The 16,950-nt window shown below is 37.5% G+C and carries 18 protein-coding genes; 11 read left to right on the top strand and 7 right to left on the bottom strand.

Annotated features, from left to right (window positions below):
- Positions 1–10: 10 nt before the first annotated feature.
- The 5 genes from hisB to def are packed head-to-tail and all read right to left on the bottom strand — an operon-like array spanning position 11 to position 3,837.
- Positions 11–601 (bottom strand): imidazoleglycerol-phosphate dehydratase HisB, encoded by a 591-nt coding sequence (hisB, locus tag QM538_03365; GenBank protein MDI9347519.1) that lies wholly within the window; start codon positions 599–601, stop codon positions 11–13.
- A complete protein-coding gene (locus QM538_03370) occupies positions 582–1,331 on the bottom strand; it encodes an ATP-binding protein (GenBank protein MDI9347520.1) in 750 nt (249 codons plus the stop codon). The genes hisB and QM538_03370 overlap by 20 nt, the downstream gene beginning before the upstream one ends.
- Positions 1,331–2,317 (bottom strand): lysophospholipid acyltransferase family protein, encoded by a 987-nt coding sequence (locus QM538_03375; protein ID MDI9347521.1) that lies wholly within the window; start codon positions 2,315–2,317, stop codon positions 1,331–1,333. The genes QM538_03370 and QM538_03375 overlap by 1 nt, the downstream gene beginning before the upstream one ends.
- A complete protein-coding gene (gene fmt, locus QM538_03380; protein MDI9347522.1) occupies positions 2,314–3,267 on the bottom strand; it encodes a methionyl-tRNA formyltransferase in 954 nt (317 codons plus the stop codon). Before fmt ends, QM538_03375 begins: the two co-directional genes overlap by 4 nt.
- Before the next feature lie 6 nt (positions 3,268–3,273).
- On the bottom strand, positions 3,274–3,837 hold the full coding sequence (gene def, locus QM538_03385) for a peptide deformylase (protein MDI9347523.1): 564 nt from the start codon (positions 3,835–3,837) through the stop codon (positions 3,274–3,276).
- Positions 3,838–3,900: 63 nt separating this feature from the next.
- On the opposite strand from def, the gene QM538_03390 reads away from it, so the two are divergent.
- The 8 genes from QM538_03390 to QM538_03425 are packed head-to-tail and all read left to right on the top strand — an operon-like array spanning position 3,901 to position 12,509.
- Positions 3,901–4,788 carry a hypothetical protein gene (locus QM538_03390; protein MDI9347524.1) on the top strand — a complete coding sequence of 296 codons (888 nt, stop codon included), beginning with the start codon at positions 3,901–3,903 and terminating at the stop codon, positions 4,786–4,788.
- Between the two features lie 2 nt (positions 4,789–4,790).
- Positions 4,791–5,951: a DNA-processing protein DprA gene (gene dprA, locus QM538_03395; protein ID MDI9347525.1), complete on the top strand. Its 1,161-nt coding sequence runs from the start codon at positions 4,791–4,793 to the stop codon at positions 5,949–5,951.
- The gene (topA, locus tag QM538_03400) at positions 5,948–8,395 is read left to right on the top strand and encodes a type I DNA topoisomerase (protein MDI9347526.1); all 2,448 of its coding nucleotides are present in this window, start codon (positions 5,948–5,950) and stop codon (positions 8,393–8,395) included. The genes dprA and topA overlap by 4 nt, the downstream gene beginning before the upstream one ends.
- Complete coding sequence (locus QM538_03405) at positions 8,382–8,945, top strand: Sua5/YciO/YrdC/YwlC family protein (protein ID MDI9347527.1); 564 nt, start codon at positions 8,382–8,384, stop codon at positions 8,943–8,945. Before topA ends, QM538_03405 begins: the two co-directional genes overlap by 14 nt.
- Positions 8,946–8,957: 12 nt before the next feature.
- Positions 8,958–9,863 (top strand): oxygen-dependent coproporphyrinogen oxidase, encoded by a 906-nt coding sequence (gene hemF, locus QM538_03410; GenBank protein MDI9347528.1) that lies wholly within the window; start codon positions 8,958–8,960, stop codon positions 9,861–9,863.
- On the top strand, positions 9,860–10,849 hold the full coding sequence (hemB, locus tag QM538_03415; protein ID MDI9347529.1) for a porphobilinogen synthase: 990 nt from the start codon (positions 9,860–9,862) through the stop codon (positions 10,847–10,849). Before hemF ends, hemB begins: the two co-directional genes overlap by 4 nt.
- A gap of 2 nt (positions 10,850–10,851) precedes the next feature.
- Positions 10,852–11,640: a shikimate dehydrogenase gene (gene aroE / locus QM538_03420; GenBank protein MDI9347530.1), complete on the top strand. Its 789-nt coding sequence runs from the start codon at positions 10,852–10,854 to the stop codon at positions 11,638–11,640.
- Positions 11,637–12,509, top strand: a complete 873-nt coding sequence (locus QM538_03425; protein ID MDI9347531.1) for a 4-hydroxybenzoate octaprenyltransferase — start codon at positions 11,637–11,639, stop codon at positions 12,507–12,509. The genes aroE and QM538_03425 overlap by 4 nt, the downstream gene beginning before the upstream one ends.
- On the opposite strand, the gene QM538_03430 is transcribed toward QM538_03425, so the two are convergent.
- Together QM538_03430 and radC are read right to left on the bottom strand one after the other, a co-directional pair.
- Complete coding sequence (locus tag QM538_03430; protein ID MDI9347532.1) at positions 12,492–13,169, bottom strand: hypothetical protein; 678 nt, start codon at positions 13,167–13,169, stop codon at positions 12,492–12,494. The two genes, QM538_03425 and QM538_03430, sit on opposite strands and share 18 nt — an antisense overlap.
- A complete protein-coding gene (gene radC, locus QM538_03435; GenBank protein MDI9347533.1) occupies positions 13,147–13,824 on the bottom strand; it encodes a DNA repair protein RadC in 678 nt (225 codons plus the stop codon). The genes QM538_03430 and radC overlap by 23 nt, the downstream gene beginning before the upstream one ends.
- Before the next feature lie 91 nt (positions 13,825–13,915).
- Between radC and coaBC the strand changes: the two genes are divergently transcribed.
- From coaBC to QM538_03450, 3 genes are read left to right on the top strand one after another with little or no spacing between them, the layout of a single operon-like run.
- The gene (gene coaBC, locus QM538_03440) at positions 13,916–15,112 is read left to right on the top strand and encodes a bifunctional phosphopantothenoylcysteine decarboxylase/phosphopantothenate--cysteine ligase CoaBC (protein MDI9347534.1); all 1,197 of its coding nucleotides are present in this window, start codon (positions 13,916–13,918) and stop codon (positions 15,110–15,112) included.
- Positions 15,105–15,566 carry a dUTP diphosphatase gene (dut, locus tag QM538_03445; protein MDI9347535.1) on the top strand — a complete coding sequence of 154 codons (462 nt, stop codon included), beginning with the start codon at positions 15,105–15,107 and terminating at the stop codon, positions 15,564–15,566. The genes coaBC and dut overlap by 8 nt, the downstream gene beginning before the upstream one ends.
- Positions 15,544–16,950, top strand: a complete 1,407-nt coding sequence (locus QM538_03450; protein MDI9347536.1) for a phosphomannomutase/phosphoglucomutase — start codon at positions 15,544–15,546, stop codon at positions 16,948–16,950. The genes dut and QM538_03450 overlap by 23 nt, the downstream gene beginning before the upstream one ends.

A 16,950-nucleotide genomic window follows, 5' to 3' on the forward strand; every position in this document is an offset into this window, starting at 1 on the left:
GTCTACAGAGTTATAGACTTCCCTTAGTAGAAGGGATGTCAATTATCTTAGTGTCAAGTAACACAGCTACCCTGAGGGCTCTTCCAAATGCTTTGAATATGGTTTCTGCAATATGATGAGAGTTGTCGCCGCGAAGAGAATCAATATGAATAGTTGCTAGGCAATGGTTACTTAACGCTTGAAAAAATTCTTTTAATAAATCTATATCAAAATCGCCTACTCTTGCCCGAGGGTATGTAACATTGTAGATTAAACCAGGTCGTCCTGAAAGATCTATCACGACCCTTGAGAGGGCTTCATCTAATGGTATGTAGCTCGAGCCGTAACGAGTGATGCCGCGTTTATCACCGAGCGCTTTTGCAATCGCTTGGCCTAAAACTATTCCGCAATCTTCAACCGTGTGATGTGCGTCAATTTCAATATCACCCTTAGCGTCAAGTTCAATATCAATTAATCCATGTTTGCTGACTTGTTCAAGCATATGATTTAAGAATGGTATAGGTGTTTTAATCGTATTGATACCACTTCCATCTAAACCTATATTTAATGTGATTTGTGTTTCTTTGGTTATTCGTTTTATTTCAGCAGTTCTTATGGTCATAAAAAGATTGTCGTAGCATTGGAGTTATTGCGCGAAGTGTTTTTTGAATTTTTTGAGCATCCTCTTTCTCAACTGAGGCAAGCCATTCTTTAATGCTAGCTCGTTCTTTGGGGGCACTAAATTCGCTAGGAACATCTTCTGGGACAATGGGAAGATTGTGTTTTAATGAAAAATCTTTCATCCATTGTTCTCGTGCATAGCAAAGTGGGCGAATGACGCGAAGATCGCCTTGATTGATGGTGTAATGCGCCTTCATAGTTTGTAAATTTCCCTCAAACCAAAGTGACATAAAAAAACTTGATAAGATATCGTCTGCATGCTGAGCTAATGCGATTACATTATACCCATTAACTCTAGCGGTTTGGTAGATAATCCCCCGTCTCATTCTTGAAGAAAATGCCGTATATGAATTTTTCCCCATGTGATCTTTTGCCATTTGTACAATATTTTCACGAATATAGAAGTGTTTAATTTCTAATGATTCTAAATATGGTATTAATGAAGCGGGCTGGTAATTAGGGTTTTGATAGTCTACCGTTACCGCAGCTATGCTAAATTTAACTGGGGCGTATTGTTGGATAGAGCGAAGCACATGAATCAGCGTTAACGAATCTTTCCCTCCAGAGAGCCCAATTAAAATTGCGTCATTCTCTTTGATCATAGCAAAGTCAGCAATCGCTTTAGCTACCGCTTTTCGGATGGCAGAAGGTATAGTGATCTTATTTAGCATTAATATGGGTCTTGACCAGAAGGGTTTCTAAAAATCTTGAATTGCCAAATAAAATTTTCAGGAGCATTTCTGATCACCTTTTCATAGTATGTATTAATTGCAGTAGCTTCAGTAAGTGGATCTGCAGCACTTGGAAGATTTACCCTATGGAAGTCAATATGGTAGCGTTCCTGCTCAAGGTCATATCTACAGTAACATCCAAGGAGTAACGCATCATTCATTTTTAAAATTTTAGAAAGCCAGACTAAGGTTGGTTTTGGGTAATTAAAAAAAGGAGCTGTTACTGAGCGAGAGCTTGCTATTGACTCATCTAAAAAAACTCCAAATATTCCTTTTGCTTTTAGAATTGTTTGTACGCTTTGAAACACAATGCGCGATCCTCGTGGAATTAAAAGAAGTGGGCAATGTTTAACTCTAGATCGGTTAAACCACCACTGAGTAAATTTATTTTTTAGTGGACGGTAAATGACATATGAAGGTCTTTGAATTTCGCTGAGTAGCCATGCCAGCATTAAATCCGCGCTTGAGGTATGAGACATGAGTAAGATGATTCCTTTATTTGCAGCTAACGCATTATCGAGTAATTCTTTTTGATTGTATTGAATTTTATGATCTAGGGCATGTTGATTGAAGACATAGTTTGGGTAATCAATAAATACTCGTGCGGAAATAGAAAAATAATCAACTATTATTTTTTGCCTTGCTTCATCGGTAAGCGTAGGAAAACAAATTGATAAATTCTTATGTATTACCAGACCGCTTTTTTTATTTCTCCTCGTTAGGAGTAAAGAGCAAAATAGATTTATGGCGCTTTTTTTAATTACTCTTGATGAATTACCAATGGCAAACCATATCGCTAAAAATAACCACCAGTGCCAATACCATGGAAAAATCCATCGTAATTGAAATCGTTCTTGTTGGCCAGGATAAAATGCACTGTGTAACAGCGATGAATAAAACACTCCTTTAATAAATGGTTTAGTCATGAGAAAACACAAGAGTATTTGTTATTTTGTATCCCTCTGAAAAATGCAATTCCTTCAACGGTTGCTTTACCTTCTCTCTTTATGGTTAAAACTTCCAGCACTTCTTCCCCGCAAGTAACAAATAATTTATTATTATTTTCCCAAAGTGCCCCGATAATGTTTCTATGTTCTGGAGGTTTTATGGAGTGAACCTTGCCTGAAAGAATTTGAACGCGCTTGCCATCTAAAAAACTATAGCTGGTTGGCCAATTAATAAATGCACGAAGTTGTCTTTCAATGCTATTGGCAGGTAAATTCCATTGAATCAATCCTTCTTCTTTATGGATAGTTTTTGCAATTGGCACGACTGTAGAAATATACTCTTGCGCCGTTAGTGAAATAGAGTTTGAGTAAATTGCTTGAGCTACTTCAATTATGTGCGTTGAGGCAAGGTTAGCTAACATTGATTCTAGTTCAAAGTAATTTTCTTGACCAGTTATATTGACTGGTATTTTGAGCGCTATAGGACCAGTATCTATGCCAGCATCAAGTTTAAAAATTGTTACGCCGGTAATGTTACACCCTTGTTGTATGCATCTTTGCATTGGCGCTGAGCCTCGGTAGGCTGGGAGCAAGGATGCATGAATGTTATACCAACCTGCAGTCGGGGTGTTTAAAAGTTCTTGCGGCACGATTCGCCCAAAGGAACAAGTGATAATTGCAAGTGCATTAAGCGAACGAATGGTATCTTGTTCGTCGTTATTTTTTAAAGAGCCAAGTTCTATAACTTCAACACCCAATTGTTTAGCGCGCAAAGCCACGGGTGATGGAGTTAATGTAAGACTTCTTCCTTGGGGCAAGGCTTGAGTGGTAAGTACGCCTTGAATTAGCTCTGCTTCAATGAGAGCATTAAGAGATGGGAGAGCAAAATTTGAACTTCCAGCAAACCAGATGCGATTTGGTTTTACCATGCAAGGCTATTCCACTTTTAATTCAGTAGCTATTATTTTTTGATCTGAAACTTGAAGTGAAAATTTATTATCAACAGTCGCGATTTTTTGTGAAATTAGCTGCTTAGCTTTTTTCTGCATTTCAGGATTTAAATGATCTATGAAGAGAATTCCTTGCAAATGGTCAAGCTCATGTTGTATACAAATTGAATGCAATCCGGTCAGTTTTGAAGTTTGTTCTTTTCCTTGCGGGTCAAACCACTGTAGTTCGATAACTGCAGAGCGCTCAACTTCAGCGTAGATTCCCGGAAGCGACAGACAACCTTCCTGATATAACTGAGTGCCTTCTGATGAAACAATCCGAGGGTTAATATAACAGTGAGGGTCATTGCGCTGATCAGATAAATCCATGACTACAATACGCATCGCTACTCCAACTTGAGTTGCGGCAAGCCCAATTCCTTCCTGAGTATACATTGTTTCAAGCATAGAATTGCAAAATTCTCTTAGACTTTCGTCGAATTTGGTAACATTCTTTGCTTTATTTCTGAGACGATTATCAGGGTAAGTTAAAACTTTAAGTAATGCCATAATTAAATTATTGGTATTTTGCCATTGTTATGTATTAAAATCAGAGCAATATAGGATTATTATATGAGAAATTTTACAATAATAACAAAAGTAGTTATCGGCATAGTTAGTGTTGCTATTTCTGTGTCGTCTTTAAATCTAGTTAATGCTGAGACAAATTCAACTATAAAGACTAAAAAAATATCACCACAAATCAAAAAAAGCAAGGTTGCAGATACAGATAATACTCCTCAATTTGATTTAAAGCCTTTTACCGTAAACTTCAGGTTATTAACTGAAGATGAAAATTCATCCGCACCAAAAATTTATAAGTTAAAACGTAATTTAAGCGCCCAAGAAGGTAATGAGATTTTGGTTAAAGATTTAGCCGGAAGGTTAAAAGATTTAGAATACGATGCGGCCACTTCAATTTTTGCCATTTACCGTCCCCAAACAGAATTGTATAAACAATTTTCAACTAGTGATGCGATAGGATTTGGTGCCCTTAAAGTAGGCACAGCAAAAATAAAAAGTTACCACCAAGCAACTGATATTACCACCTTAGTGGTAGAAAAGAATGAGGGCGAGATTCTCATCAATGATTTATTACTTCCCGTAGAAAATAACACAGAAATTGAAACCATTCAGAATCTGTCAAGTGAGGCTCCAGGGGTAATTGTTGATACCATCCAATCAATTTACTCAAGTGCTTCATATCAATTTGTCTTTGTTGACATAGGTAGTGATCAAGGGTTAGTTAATGGCGCTATCTTAAAAGTGAGAAATAACCCAAGTTATTATAGCGAGTTAATTAAAATCACGAAAAAAAGAGATCGTGAAGTTGAAAAAATCCCTTCTCTTGATCCAATTGGCACAATCGTGTTAATCAAAGTTTACCCCAAAGGCTCTTATGGGATTATTACTAATGCCACTACTAACATTAGAAAATTTGATTTAGTTAATACAAAATAATATTGAAAACAATTCAGTTACAAACTCAGGAAACTGTTCCATTACTTTGTGCAGTATCCTTACAAAGTAATATAAGAAACTCATTAGTACGATTTCTGAAACAGCAAATTGATGCAAATCATGATTCTAGTCATAGACTATTTCAATCAAACATTTCCTCGGTTCAAGATATTCTTTGTGATTTAAAAAATTTAAAAGATGTCGTTACCTTTATTTGTAAAAAGAATCAATTTAATTTCCCAACTATTAGTATACATAGCAATGATCTTGAGCATTGGTTAGAACAAGAAAGCAATCATGTCGTTGTTTATGGTGACGCACATTACCCAGCTGCGTTAGCTAACATTGCTGATCCTCCGTTAGTTTTATTTGCCCGCGGAGTTATTGATGTTATTAACAAACCATGTTTAGCGATTGTGGGTAGTCGCCAAGCTTCTGAACAATCTAATGAATTAGCGAACACTTTCAGTAAATCGTATGCGCAGGAGGGTTGGGTGGTGGTGAGCGGCTTAGCAAAAGGAGTGGATGCGAATGCGCACTCTGGGGCGCTTTGTTATGGTTACACTATTGCAGTAGTTGGTCATGGGCTAGATATTGTTTACCCAAAATCTAATTACACACTTTCTGAAAAAATTGCCACACAAGGGTTATTGGTTAGTGAATACCCACTTCATACCCCACCATTACCCCACCATTTTCCAATTCGTAATAGAATCATTGCTGGACTAAGTTCAGTTGTTGTAGTGATTGAAGCTGGGGTGAAAAGCGGGTCACTTATTACAGCAAGACTAGCTCAGAATGAATCTAGAGAGGTATTTGCGGTACCTGGTTCTATACACACAGATCGTCATGCCGGTTGCCATCAATTGATTCGCAACCATTATGCTGGTTTAATTACAAAACCAAGCGATATCTACGACACAATATCAGTTCCAAAAGATATCGTTAGAAAAAATATCATACCTCCTTCTTTAGATGCGAATATCTTAATTTCAGATCTAGCTAAAGAACTATATGTGGCTATTCCATCGGTAACATTCACGGATCTACAGTTGCAGTTGACAACAAAATTACAAACTGATAAAATTCTAGCGGGTTTAATTGAGTTAGAATGTGCTGGATTGATAACTAAGTCACTTGATGGTGATTATAAAAAAATATGAGCAAAAACTTACTTATCGTAGAATCTCCAGCAAAATGTAAAACATTACTTAAGTATCTTGGTGATTCATATACTGTTTTAGCTTCATATGGCCATGTTCGAGATTTATTGCCCAAGAGCGGTGCAGTTAATACAGAGCATAATTTTGAACCAACCTATGAATTAATTGAAAAGAATATAAAACATTTAGATGCGATCCGGGAAGCAGTACAAGACGCTACCACACTCTATCTTGCTACTGATCCAGATAGAGAGGGTGAGATAATCTCTTGGCATATTAATGAAATACTCACCAAGGAAGGCCTACTTCAAAATAAAGAAGTGCATAGGGTAGTATTTAATGAAATCACTAAACCAGCTGTGCTTGAAGCTATTCAGCATCCTCGTGCTATATCGCCACATCTCGTTAACGCTCAGCAGGCGAGAAGAATTCTTGATTATTTAGTCGGCTTTAACCTCTCTCCATTACTGTGGAAAAAAATACGATACGGTCTTTCAGCAGGAAGAGTTCAAAGCCCAGCGCTACGAATGATAGTTGAACGAGAGAGTGAAATTGAAAGTTTTAAATCGACACCATATTGGAAAATATTTAGCGATTTTATATCAGATAGTAAGCAAAAATGCACCGCGCAGCTTATTAAAATAGATGACAAAAAAATTGACCAATTTCATTTTGCTAACTCAGAAGATGTCGATGCCTGTGTTCAAAAAATTAACGAAACTTCAAATGGAATTGCAGTTGTTTCTGAAGTTGAAAAAAAAATTAGAAAGCGTCAAAGTGCCCCACCATTTACTACCAGTACATTACAGCAAGAAGCTGTGCGAAAGCTTGGTTTTGGTACTAAACGGACCATGCAGATAGCACAAAAACTCTATGAGGGGATGAGTATTGGCGGGACTACTACAGGACTAATTACGTATATGAGAACTGATTCAACCCGATTGTCTGATGAGGGGATTAAATCAATCCGTGCTGTAATTGGTTCAATCTATGGGAAAGAATATCTTCCAGAGCATCCTCGGCAATTTGTTAATAAGTCAAAAAACTCTCAAGAAGCACATGAGGCAATTAGACCAGTGTCTGCAGAAATCACACCAGATTCTATCAAAACCTACCTAGAACCAGAGCAATTTAGGTTGTATCAACTAATATGGAGAAGAGCAGTTGCCTCTCAAATGATTCACGCAACCATTCAAACCTCAGCTGTAAATTTTGAAGTTGCTAATCGATTTATCTTTAGAGCGACTGGCTCTCAAATCCTCCATCCTGGATTTATGTCCGTGTATCAAATTTCAAATGAAGAAGTCTCAAATTCTTCAGAATCAGCAAGTGATGAGTCAACTATTATCCCAGAATTTAATCAAGGTGAAAACGTTGGTTGTGAATCACCACGGAGTACTGAGCATTCTACTGAGCCCCCTCCTCGTTACTCTGAAGCCTCTCTGGTAAAGGCTCTTGAAGAGTACGGCATAGGTAGGCCATCAACGTATGCGAGTATAATTTCAACCTTAGTAAGCCGGCAATATGTCAGCCTCGAAGAGAAGCAGTTCAAGCCAACTGACACTGGTGTTGTCTTGAACGATTTTTTATGTAACCACTTTCATAAGTATGTTGATTATGGGTTTACTGCAAAACTTGAAGATACCCTTGATGAAATTAGTAGAGGAGAAACTGAGTGGCTGCCAATACTGAATGAATTTTGGAATGAATTTTCAAATCAAGTCAAAGAAAAAGATATTTCAGTTACTCGCGAAGAAGCGATTAAGGAAAGAAATCTAGGAGTTGATCCGGTTTCTGGAAGAAAAGTAACTGTTCGGTATGGAAGGTATGGCCCTCATGTACAAATTGGAACAAGAGAAGATGTTGAAAAGCCAATTTTTGGACCATTACTGCCAGGCATGAAAAGCAATGATGTTACTCTTGAACTTGCGCTTGATCTTTGTACGCTACCAAAAGAATTAGGTAAAGATGAATCGGGAGAGGCTGTCACGGTTGGAGTAGGTTCATTTGGGCCATATGTGCGATTTGACAAGACTAAGTATATTTCAATCAAAGATAAAAATCCACTTACTATTAAACTTGAAGATGTCTTAGTACTTATAAATGAAAGAAGAGAGTTTGATAAGAATAAAATTATAAAAGAGTTTGCAGATTCAGAAATAAAAATATTAAACGGGATGTATGGAGCGTATATCGCAACTCCAGACCGAAATGTCCGCATCCCAAAAACAATACTAGACCCAAAAACACTTACGCTGGCAGAGTGTGTGCAGATAGTGGAAAAAACTCCAATATCAAGATTTGCAAGATTTAAACGGGCAAAAAAAATCGTAAAAAAAGCCACAAAAAAAACTGTAAAAAAAACTCCTAAAGAAACTCCTAAAGAAACTCCTGCGCTTAAGACTTCAAAAAGAAAAAAAACAGTTAAAAATGAAAAGCAATAACAACACCGAATTTGTTCGTGCAAGTGCGGTATATCGGTTAGGTGGCATAATTGCGTATCCTGCTGAAGCGGTGTGGGGTTTGGCAGGAAACCCTATGAATATAAATGCGATTCATAAGGTACAAATTATTAAAAATAGAGTTGACGATAAAAAATTAATTATTGTAGCAAGCGATTTGTACTACTTTAGGAATTTTGTATCCATGGCATACTTGTTAGAAAATCATGAGATGTTATCTGGGTGGCCTGGTCCAACTACTTGGGTTGTTCCCGCAAGTAAAAGTACACCTCGACATTTAGTAGCACGAGATGGCACTATCGCAATACGATTTACCAATGACCCATCCGTTAAGCAACTTTGTTTATTTTGCAATGGCGCACTGTTCTCAACGAGTGCCAATCTCTCAGGTGATAAACCAATCCGAGATTACAAACAGTTCATGTTACAGTTTAGTGGTGCGGTGGATTGCGTGATTTCCGGTGAAGTAGGCGGATTAGCTAATCCAACACCTATTCGTCTCGTTAGCAACGGGGAATATATTAGAACATGATTGCCCTTGGATATGCTTAGCACTAATAAAGATGATTTTTTGTTTTGTCAAACGGAATTTAAGCAAATCCATAGTGCTATTATCACAAGCTTAGGCGACCTTGAGCAGAAGGTAAATTTTATTCATGATAATTGGAAATCTGAATTAGGGTATGGTGTAACTTCAGTAATTTCACAAGGGGAAATATTTGAAAAAGGTGGTGTTAATTTTTCAAATGTGTCAAGTAATTCACTTCCTGCTAGTGCTACCGCAACCCGACCAGAACTGGTCGGTAAAAAATGGCAAGCATGCGGCGTTTCGTTAGTTATGCACCCTAAAAATCCCCATGTTCCTACTTGTCACGCTAATTTCAGGATTTTTACTGTCCAAAACGATGATTCTTACCTAACTTGGTTTGGTGGTGGGTATGATCTGACGCCCTATATTCCATATCAAGAAGATTGTAAGCTATGGCATAATTACGCAAAACAAACTTGTGATTTGTTTGGTAAAGAACTATATGATCAATTTAAAAAGCAGTGTGACAAATATTTTTTTCTACCTCATCGTAATGAGACGAGAGGGGTGGGCGGGATATTTTTTGATGATTTTTCGTTAGTTGATTTAAACACCACCATGATGTTTATCCAGTCACTCGCTAGTTCATTTCAACTTAGTTATACAACAATAGTAAAAAAACGAAGTTCGCAATTGTGGAATGATCGTGAAAGACAATTTCAATGTTTCCGAAGAGGGCGTTATGTTGAATTTAATCTTCTCTATGATCGAGGTACATTGTTTGGTATTCAGAGCAAGGGGAGAGTTGAGTCTATCTTAATGTCCTTGCCACCTGAAACCCATTGGCACTATCAGTTTTCACTAAATGAACATGAAAAAGAGCTGATCTCTTTATATTTTAAACCTCGTGATTGGCTATGAAGTATCCGTTAACTAGACTGCGCAGAACTAGAAGTCATGTCGCGATACGGAGTTTAAATAGTGAAACCACATTACTTCCAAAAGACTTAATCCAACCTATTTTTATTACCGATGCGGAAAAACAGAAAGAAGCTATTGCTACTTTACCTAATGTCTATAGACTTGGTGAAAAAGATTTATTAGAATTAGCTGAACAATGTTGTGCGTGTGGTGTTAATGCCATTGCATTATTTCCGAATATTCCTACCCATCGCAAATCAGAAAAAGGTGAAGAGGCGTATAACCCATCTGGGCTTGTACAGCGAAGAGTGCAGATATTACGAAAAAATTTCCCCGAATTAGCCATTATCTGTGATGTCGCACTGGATCCCTACACCACACATGGGCATGATGGAATTCTTACCTCAGCAGGTGTGATAGATAATGATGCCACTATTGAAGTACTAATTAAACAATCATTAAGTCTAGTGCATGCAGGTGCTCAAATTATCGCTCCGTCAGATATGATGGATGGTAGGATTGGGGCAATTCGTGCGGCACTCGAACGGGAAGGGCATTCAGATATCTTAATTCTTTCCTATGCCGCTAAGTACGCGTCCTCTTTATATGGTCCTTTTAGAGATGCTTCAGGAAGCAATACTCAACTGCGCGGTGCTTCAAAAAAAACCTACCAAATGAATTTTGCTAATCGTAGGGAAGCATTGCTTGAAGCTCGTTTAGATATTGAAGAAGGCGCAGATATGATTATGGTAAAACCTGCTTTGCCATATCTTGATATCATTGCAGACCTCTCTAAAGAATTCGAAACCCCAATCTACGCTTATCAGGTAAGTGGCGAGTATGCAATGATAGCTTTTGGGGCGCAGGCCGGCGCCTTTACTATACATGATATGCTTGTGGAAACTTTAACTTCAATTAAGCGAGCTGGCGCGCGAGCGATTATTTCTTATGGAGCGCTTACGATCGCCCAATTACTTTCTAAGTAGTTATGGTAAGACTTGCAGTGATTGGCAATCCTATCTCTCATAGTGCATCTCCCACTATTCACTTACAGTTTGCCAAACAATTTGATCTTCAAATCAGCTATGAAAAAATCTACTCACCACTAGAAGATTTTGAAAAAACCGTAGAAGAATTTTTTAACTCCGGTGGTTATGGGATGAATGTAACAATTCCATTCAAACATCGTGCCTTTCAAATGGTTGACCATGTTGAAGACGCGTACGCAGAAATGTCACAAGCCGTTAATACAATTTATAAAAAAGAAAATAAACTCTGGGGGTACAATACTGACGGGCATGGATTTGTCGATGATTTGCTTGATAATTGCAAAGTAACATTAAAAGATAAAGATGTATTTATCATAGGGGCAGGAGGTGCAAGTGTTGGGATAATCCCTGCATTAATTTCTGCAAAAATATCAAAAATATCAATTTGGAATAGAACAATCCAAAAAGCTGAAATTGTGGCAAAGCGATTTGATCCTTGGGTTTCGGTAAGCGCGCTAGATCAGATTTCCAGTCATCATATAGTTATTTGCGCACTCTCCCGAAGTGTGGATAATAATTTTCTTCAGCCATTTCTTAATTCTGATTTGATTTGCTATGATTTAAATTATCATAGTGACCAAACCGAAACATCTTTTTTACAACTTGCGAGGCAACAAAATATCACTAAGTGCTTTGATGGTAAAGGCATGCTTATCCAACAAGCAGCCCATGCGTTTTCAATTTGGTTTAAGCAATATCCCGATTTAAGAAATATCACACTGCTATGAATAATCGGCAAATTAATGATATTCAAAGTTTTTTAGAATTAATTAGATTTACAAATCCAGTTGGCTGGTTATTGCTAGTTATACCTGCGTTATGGATGCTTATAATCATAGGTGAAGGCACACCTAATCTTATTGTTTCCATTATATTTTGCATAGGTGCGTTTACGATGCGTAGTGCAGGTTGTGTAATCAACGATATTTGGGATAGGAATATTGACTTACATATAGAGAGAACGAAACATAGGCCCCTTGCAAATAAGCAAGCAACGGTAGGTTTTGCGGTAGCAATATTCCTTTGTTTTTTAATGGCCTCAATGATAATAGCTTTCTCTTTGCCAGTGCAGATATGGTACATCGTACCTTTTGCACTTCTTGGCACCATGCTTTATCCATTAGTTAAACGAGTCAGTAATTATCCACAACTTGTGTTAGGTGTAACTTTTTCTCTGGTCGTGCCCTGCGCTTCTTTAGCAACACAGAGATACATTGATTCATCTTGCATTATGCTATCAATAATAACTATACTATGGGTAATACTTTATGACACCCAATATGCGATAGCAGACCTTAAAGAAGATTGTAAAGTAAATGTAAAATCACTTGCGGTATTATTACGAAGTGTGATTGTCCCCGCTATAGTCATACTCGATTTATTATTTATACTTGGATGGCTTCTCTATGGTTATTTTGTATTACTTTTGCCAGGAGTGTACCTTGTGTTGCTTATCATTACCATAGTGATATTCTTTTTCTACCAATTACTGTTGGTATCAACACAATATCCGGTACTTGCAATTAAGGCATTTAAGTCGCATGTGCTACTTGGCATCTCAATAGCGATAATTCTCATGTTAGCCATGGGCAAATGACCATACATATACATCTTTTGCTCCCTGCAGCTTCAGAATTCTACCTAATGTCTGAGTAGTACTTCCAGTGGTTATTACATCATCGACAATAGCTATAGTAGAATTTGGTGGTAGTGGTTTACAGGTGAAAGCGCATTGCAAGTTAACCAATCTCTGTTCCCGGTTAAGTAATCGCTGTTTCTTTGTTCTCCGTATTTTTTGTAGTATATTTGGTTGATAGATATTTTTCTGTTTCGGGAAAAAATCAGAAATCGCTGATGCTAGAAGTGCACTTTGATTATGTCCTCTTAAAATAAAATCTATAGGATGGAGTGGTACCGAAGTGATAATATCTGGTGTTGGGCATGAACGAGTGATATGGTAAATCATTAATTCTGCCATAGTTTTAGCAATCCCATGTTGTTTTGTGAATTTTAGTTTGTTTACTAAGAGTTTGGCTACGGCTCGGTATTTAAAAATTGAAATAGCTAGAGTAATACTATTATTTTGTAGACATACATCGCAATAAGTAAGATTAGTAGTCGCACCACAGCCAACGCACCCAAAGTCTCTAATTTCAAGATATGTCAAACAGCGTTGACAGATAGTTGAGTCTAAACACTCTTCAAAGTCACAGATTAAACATACGGTAGGGATACTAGAAAAGATTTTGCTCAGCAAAGGATACAACTTTATTTCCTCCTATTAACATATGATCCAGTAAAGTAATTTCTACAAGTTTTAAGGCTTCATGAATTTGTTTTGTGATAGTAATATCTGCTTTACTTGGCTCAACTTCTCCAGATGGATGATTATGTGCGATTATTACTGCCGAACTACCAAGTTCCAATGCGCGTTTTACGATTTCTCTTGGATGTACAAATGTTCCATGCACCGTTCCTTTAGCATGCTGTTCAAATTCCAATAGTTGATACTGGCTGTTTAGATATAGACAAACAAAAACTTCAACTTTATAAAATCTAAGTTTACTACTCAGCAATCTCCTGGTTTTTTCAGAAGAACTAAGGGCTTCTCGTTCTGTCAACTCTTGGCATAACGCGCGTTCTAAAAGCTCTCTCACTGCTCTAAATGAAAAGTAAATTGAATTATCTAGACCAGTATTTTTTTGAAATTCAGCTGAATTTGTAGAAAAAAAATAAGAAAGATCATTTTGTGTTTTTGAAAGTAATTTTTTAGCTAATCGTTGTCTGACAAAAAATGTTTTTCTTGGATATAATGCAAACCCAAGTAAATCTACGGTAGTCATCATTTCACACCCCACTTCTTTTACTTGTGATTCAATTTCTTTGCTACTTATATAGTATCTAGTATTCATAATTTTCTCCTTTTAGAATATTGTATTGTTTTGATGCAATTATTCCATGAGTAAAATACTTAAATATTAGTGTAGTGGTAGAATATTTTATATGTCAATGCAAGGAAAAAAATTATTGCTCATTGTTACAGGCAGTATTTCAGCATATAAGAGCTGTATTTTAGCTAGAGCGTTAATAGATCATGGCTGTCAGGTTAAGGTGATTATGAGTGAGTCGGCGACTAAGTTTATTACACCACTTACCTTTGAGAGCATAACCGGTGAAAAAGTAACTATTAGCATATTTGATATTGCGATGGATCACATTAAGTATGCAAGATGGGCGGATATAATCTTGGTAGCCCCTGCAACGGCAAATCGAATTGCAAGTATAGCTAATGGTGATGCAAGCGACCTTATCGGCGCTACCTTACTAGCAACACATGCGCCTTGTTGGTTTGTGCCAGCAATGAATGTTGAGATGTGGAATAACCCATCGCTACAAAGCAATGTAAGTAAGATCAACCAGTTGGGCTGGCGTCAACTAGGGCCTGAGTCAGGAGAGCTTGCTTGTGGTGAAGTTGGTATGGGTCGTATGACTGAACCAGATGCTATTATTTTAGAATTAGAGGATTTTTATAATCAAGTCAATTATAAAAATTCTAGAATTGTAATCACCGCTGGACCTACCTATCAACCGATTGATGAAATTAGATTTATTGGCAACAGAAGTAGTGGAAAAATGGGGTATGCACTTGCTAGCGTTGCCCATGATGCAGAAGCTCAAGTTACCTTAATCAGTGGTCCAACATCTTTATCACCACCATACGGAGTGGATTTGGTCCAAGTGCAAACCGCAGAAGAGATGTATGAAGCGACCTTTCAATTTGTCTCAAAAGCCAATTATTTTATTGGGTGCGCTGCAGTATCTGATTATTCTCCCCAGGTTGTTTTAGATGGAAAATTATCAAAAAATAAATTAGGTAATACTTTTACACTAACGTTAACTCAAACAAAAGATATTCTTTCAGAAGTTGCGCACATGTATCCAGATTTATTTTCTGTTGGATTTTGTGCACAATGTGAGGATCTTGAAAACCAAGCTTTACGAAAACTTCGTGAAAAGAAATTAAAAATGATCGTCGCTAATAAGGTAGGTCGAGATGCTCCTGAGCAATGCGGTATTGGCGGTGACTTTAATGAAGTAACTGTTTTTTGGCAAGGAGGCAGTAGTCATTTTCCAAAGCAATCAAAGAGATCGCTTTCTAGGAAATTACTAGAGCTTGTCTATGAGGTGTCACATGGATAATTCATTTGTTGAATTACGGCTACTTGGTACAGTGATTACTAGGGATGATATCCCAAAATATGCTACCGTTGGTTCAGCAGGGGTAGATCTGAGAGCCTCCGTATCCCAACCAGTCACCATTGACCCGAATACCACTGTATCTATCCCAACTGGAGTTGCGATCCATACAAACAATCCTTCAATAATGTCTTTACTAGCTCCGCGATCTGGTCTAGCTATCAAACATCGTATTTTATTAGCTAATGGTGTAGGGATTATAGATAGTGATTACCAAAATGAAATTATTGCTGTCTTGTGGAATTGTGGTGATTCTCCCTATGTTATTGAGCCGAAAGATAGAATCGCTCAGCTTATTTTTGTACAAATAACGCAATTACAATTTAAAGTTGTAGATCAATTTAAAGAAGAATCAGTAAGAGGTCTGGGAGGGTTTGGTCATACTGGAAAAAAATAATAAGTTACTCCGTTCTATTTTTAGAGCTTATGATATACGCGGTGTAGTAGACGAGCTATTGACTGAAGAATTGTGTTATAAAATCGGTTTGGTCTTTGCGAGCCAATGCGCAATTAAAAAAATTGTGGTTGGGTTTGACGGTAGATTGTCTTCTCCACGATTATCTGATGCATTAATTACTGGTTTACAGAAAGGTGGAATGAAGGTATTTTCTATTGGATTAGTGCCGACGCCTATACTGTATTTTGCAATCTATTATTTGGGAGTTGCAAATGGAATTATGATTACGGGTAGCCATAACCCGGTGCAATATAATGGTTTAAAAATAGTTCAGGATTATAAATCGTATTTTCAAGAAAGTATTATCAGTTTGTACCATGCCATTGTCAATGGTGATAGTAGCGTTAATCAGTCAACTTTGAAAAGCGCACAAAAATCGGATATAGTTTCTATTGATGCTTGTGCTCCATATGTAGCTCGCATCGTGGCCGATATTGGCACACTGCGCTCTATACCAGTAGTGTTAGATCCTGCGCATGGAGCTACAGCCTCTATTGCAAGCTCATTATTTACTTCTTTGGGATGTGATGTCCATGCATTGTATGATACTGTTGATGGTACATTTCCTGCCCACCATCCAGATCCAAGTAAACCAGAAAACCTTAAGGATCTTATTCATGAAGTGGTGTCAAGAAAAGCATTAGTCGGCATTGCGTTTGACGGAGATGGAGATAGACTTGGAGTTGTTGATGAGCTAGGAAGAATTATTATGCTTGACGATATACTTGCGTTATACTGCACTGAAGTGTTGGGCCAACACCCCGGCGCTTCGATTGTCTTTGATGTCAAGTGTAGCCCCTCCTTAGAGCGACATATCAAACAACTGACTGGAATTCCAGTAATGTCCAAGACTGGGCATTCTTACATAAAAACTGAAATTCTTAAACAACATGCACTACTCGGTGGTGAGATGAGCGGGCATGTATTTTTTAATGATAGTTGGTATGGTTTTGACGACGGGCTGTACTCAGCAGCACGATTATTGAAAATATTATCAAAAGAAAATAATTCACATGTATTACTCTCAATACCCGAGCGAGCATGTACTCATGAGATACTCGTTACCATGCCCGAAGGTGATGAAATTATATTTATGGAGAAATTTATGCAATTAGCAGACCAGTTTCAACCTGCTCAAGTAAATATGCTTGATGGTATTAGAGTGGAGTATCAACATTGTTGGGGCTTAGTCCGTGCCTCTCATACCACACCTAGTATAGTTATGAGATTTGAAGGTGATACAGTTGATAATTTGCGTTGGGTGCAAGAAAAATTTAAATCCGTACTGTTGCAGGTAAATCCAATTATTGAACTCCCTTTTTAA

The organism is Candidatus Methylacidiphilales bacterium (assembly GCA_030054035.1).
Classification (GTDB): domain Bacteria; phylum Pseudomonadota; class Gammaproteobacteria; order JASGCS01; family JASGCS01; genus JASGCS01.

Coding starts and splice junctions, on each gene's coding strand:
- radC (MDI9347533.1), bottom strand. CDS start 13,824: ATGAATACTAGATACTATATAAGTAGCAAAGAAATTGAATCACAAGTA.
- QM538_03390 (MDI9347524.1), top strand. CDS start 3,901: ATGAGAAATTTTACAATAATAACAAAAGTAGTTATCGGCATAGTTAGT.
- hisB (MDI9347519.1), bottom strand. CDS start 601: ATGACCATAAGAACTGCTGAAATAAAACGAATAACCAAAGAAACACAA.
- fmt (MDI9347522.1), bottom strand. CDS start 3,267: ATGGTAAAACCAAATCGCATCTGGTTTGCTGGAAGTTCAAATTTTGCT.
- dut (MDI9347535.1), top strand. CDS start 15,105: ATGGATAATTCATTTGTTGAATTACGGCTACTTGGTACAGTGATTACT.
- hemF (MDI9347528.1), top strand. CDS start 8,958: ATGCTTAGCACTAATAAAGATGATTTTTTGTTTTGTCAAACGGAATTT.
- def (MDI9347523.1), bottom strand. CDS start 3,837: ATGGCATTACTTAAAGTTTTAACTTACCCTGATAATCGTCTCAGAAAT.
- hemB (MDI9347529.1), top strand. CDS start 9,860: ATGAAGTATCCGTTAACTAGACTGCGCAGAACTAGAAGTCATGTCGCG.
- topA (MDI9347526.1), top strand. CDS start 5,948: ATGAGCAAAAACTTACTTATCGTAGAATCTCCAGCAAAATGTAAAACA.
- QM538_03425 (MDI9347531.1), top strand. CDS start 11,637: ATGAATAATCGGCAAATTAATGATATTCAAAGTTTTTTAGAATTAATT.
- aroE (MDI9347530.1), top strand. CDS start 10,852: ATGGTAAGACTTGCAGTGATTGGCAATCCTATCTCTCATAGTGCATCT.
- QM538_03370 (MDI9347520.1), bottom strand. CDS start 1,331: ATGCTAAATAAGATCACTATACCTTCTGCCATCCGAAAAGCGGTAGCT.
- QM538_03375 (MDI9347521.1), bottom strand. CDS start 2,317: ATGACTAAACCATTTATTAAAGGAGTGTTTTATTCATCGCTGTTACAC.
- coaBC (MDI9347534.1), top strand. CDS start 13,916: ATGTCAATGCAAGGAAAAAAATTATTGCTCATTGTTACAGGCAGTATT.
- QM538_03405 (MDI9347527.1), top strand. CDS start 8,382: ATGAAAAGCAATAACAACACCGAATTTGTTCGTGCAAGTGCGGTATAT.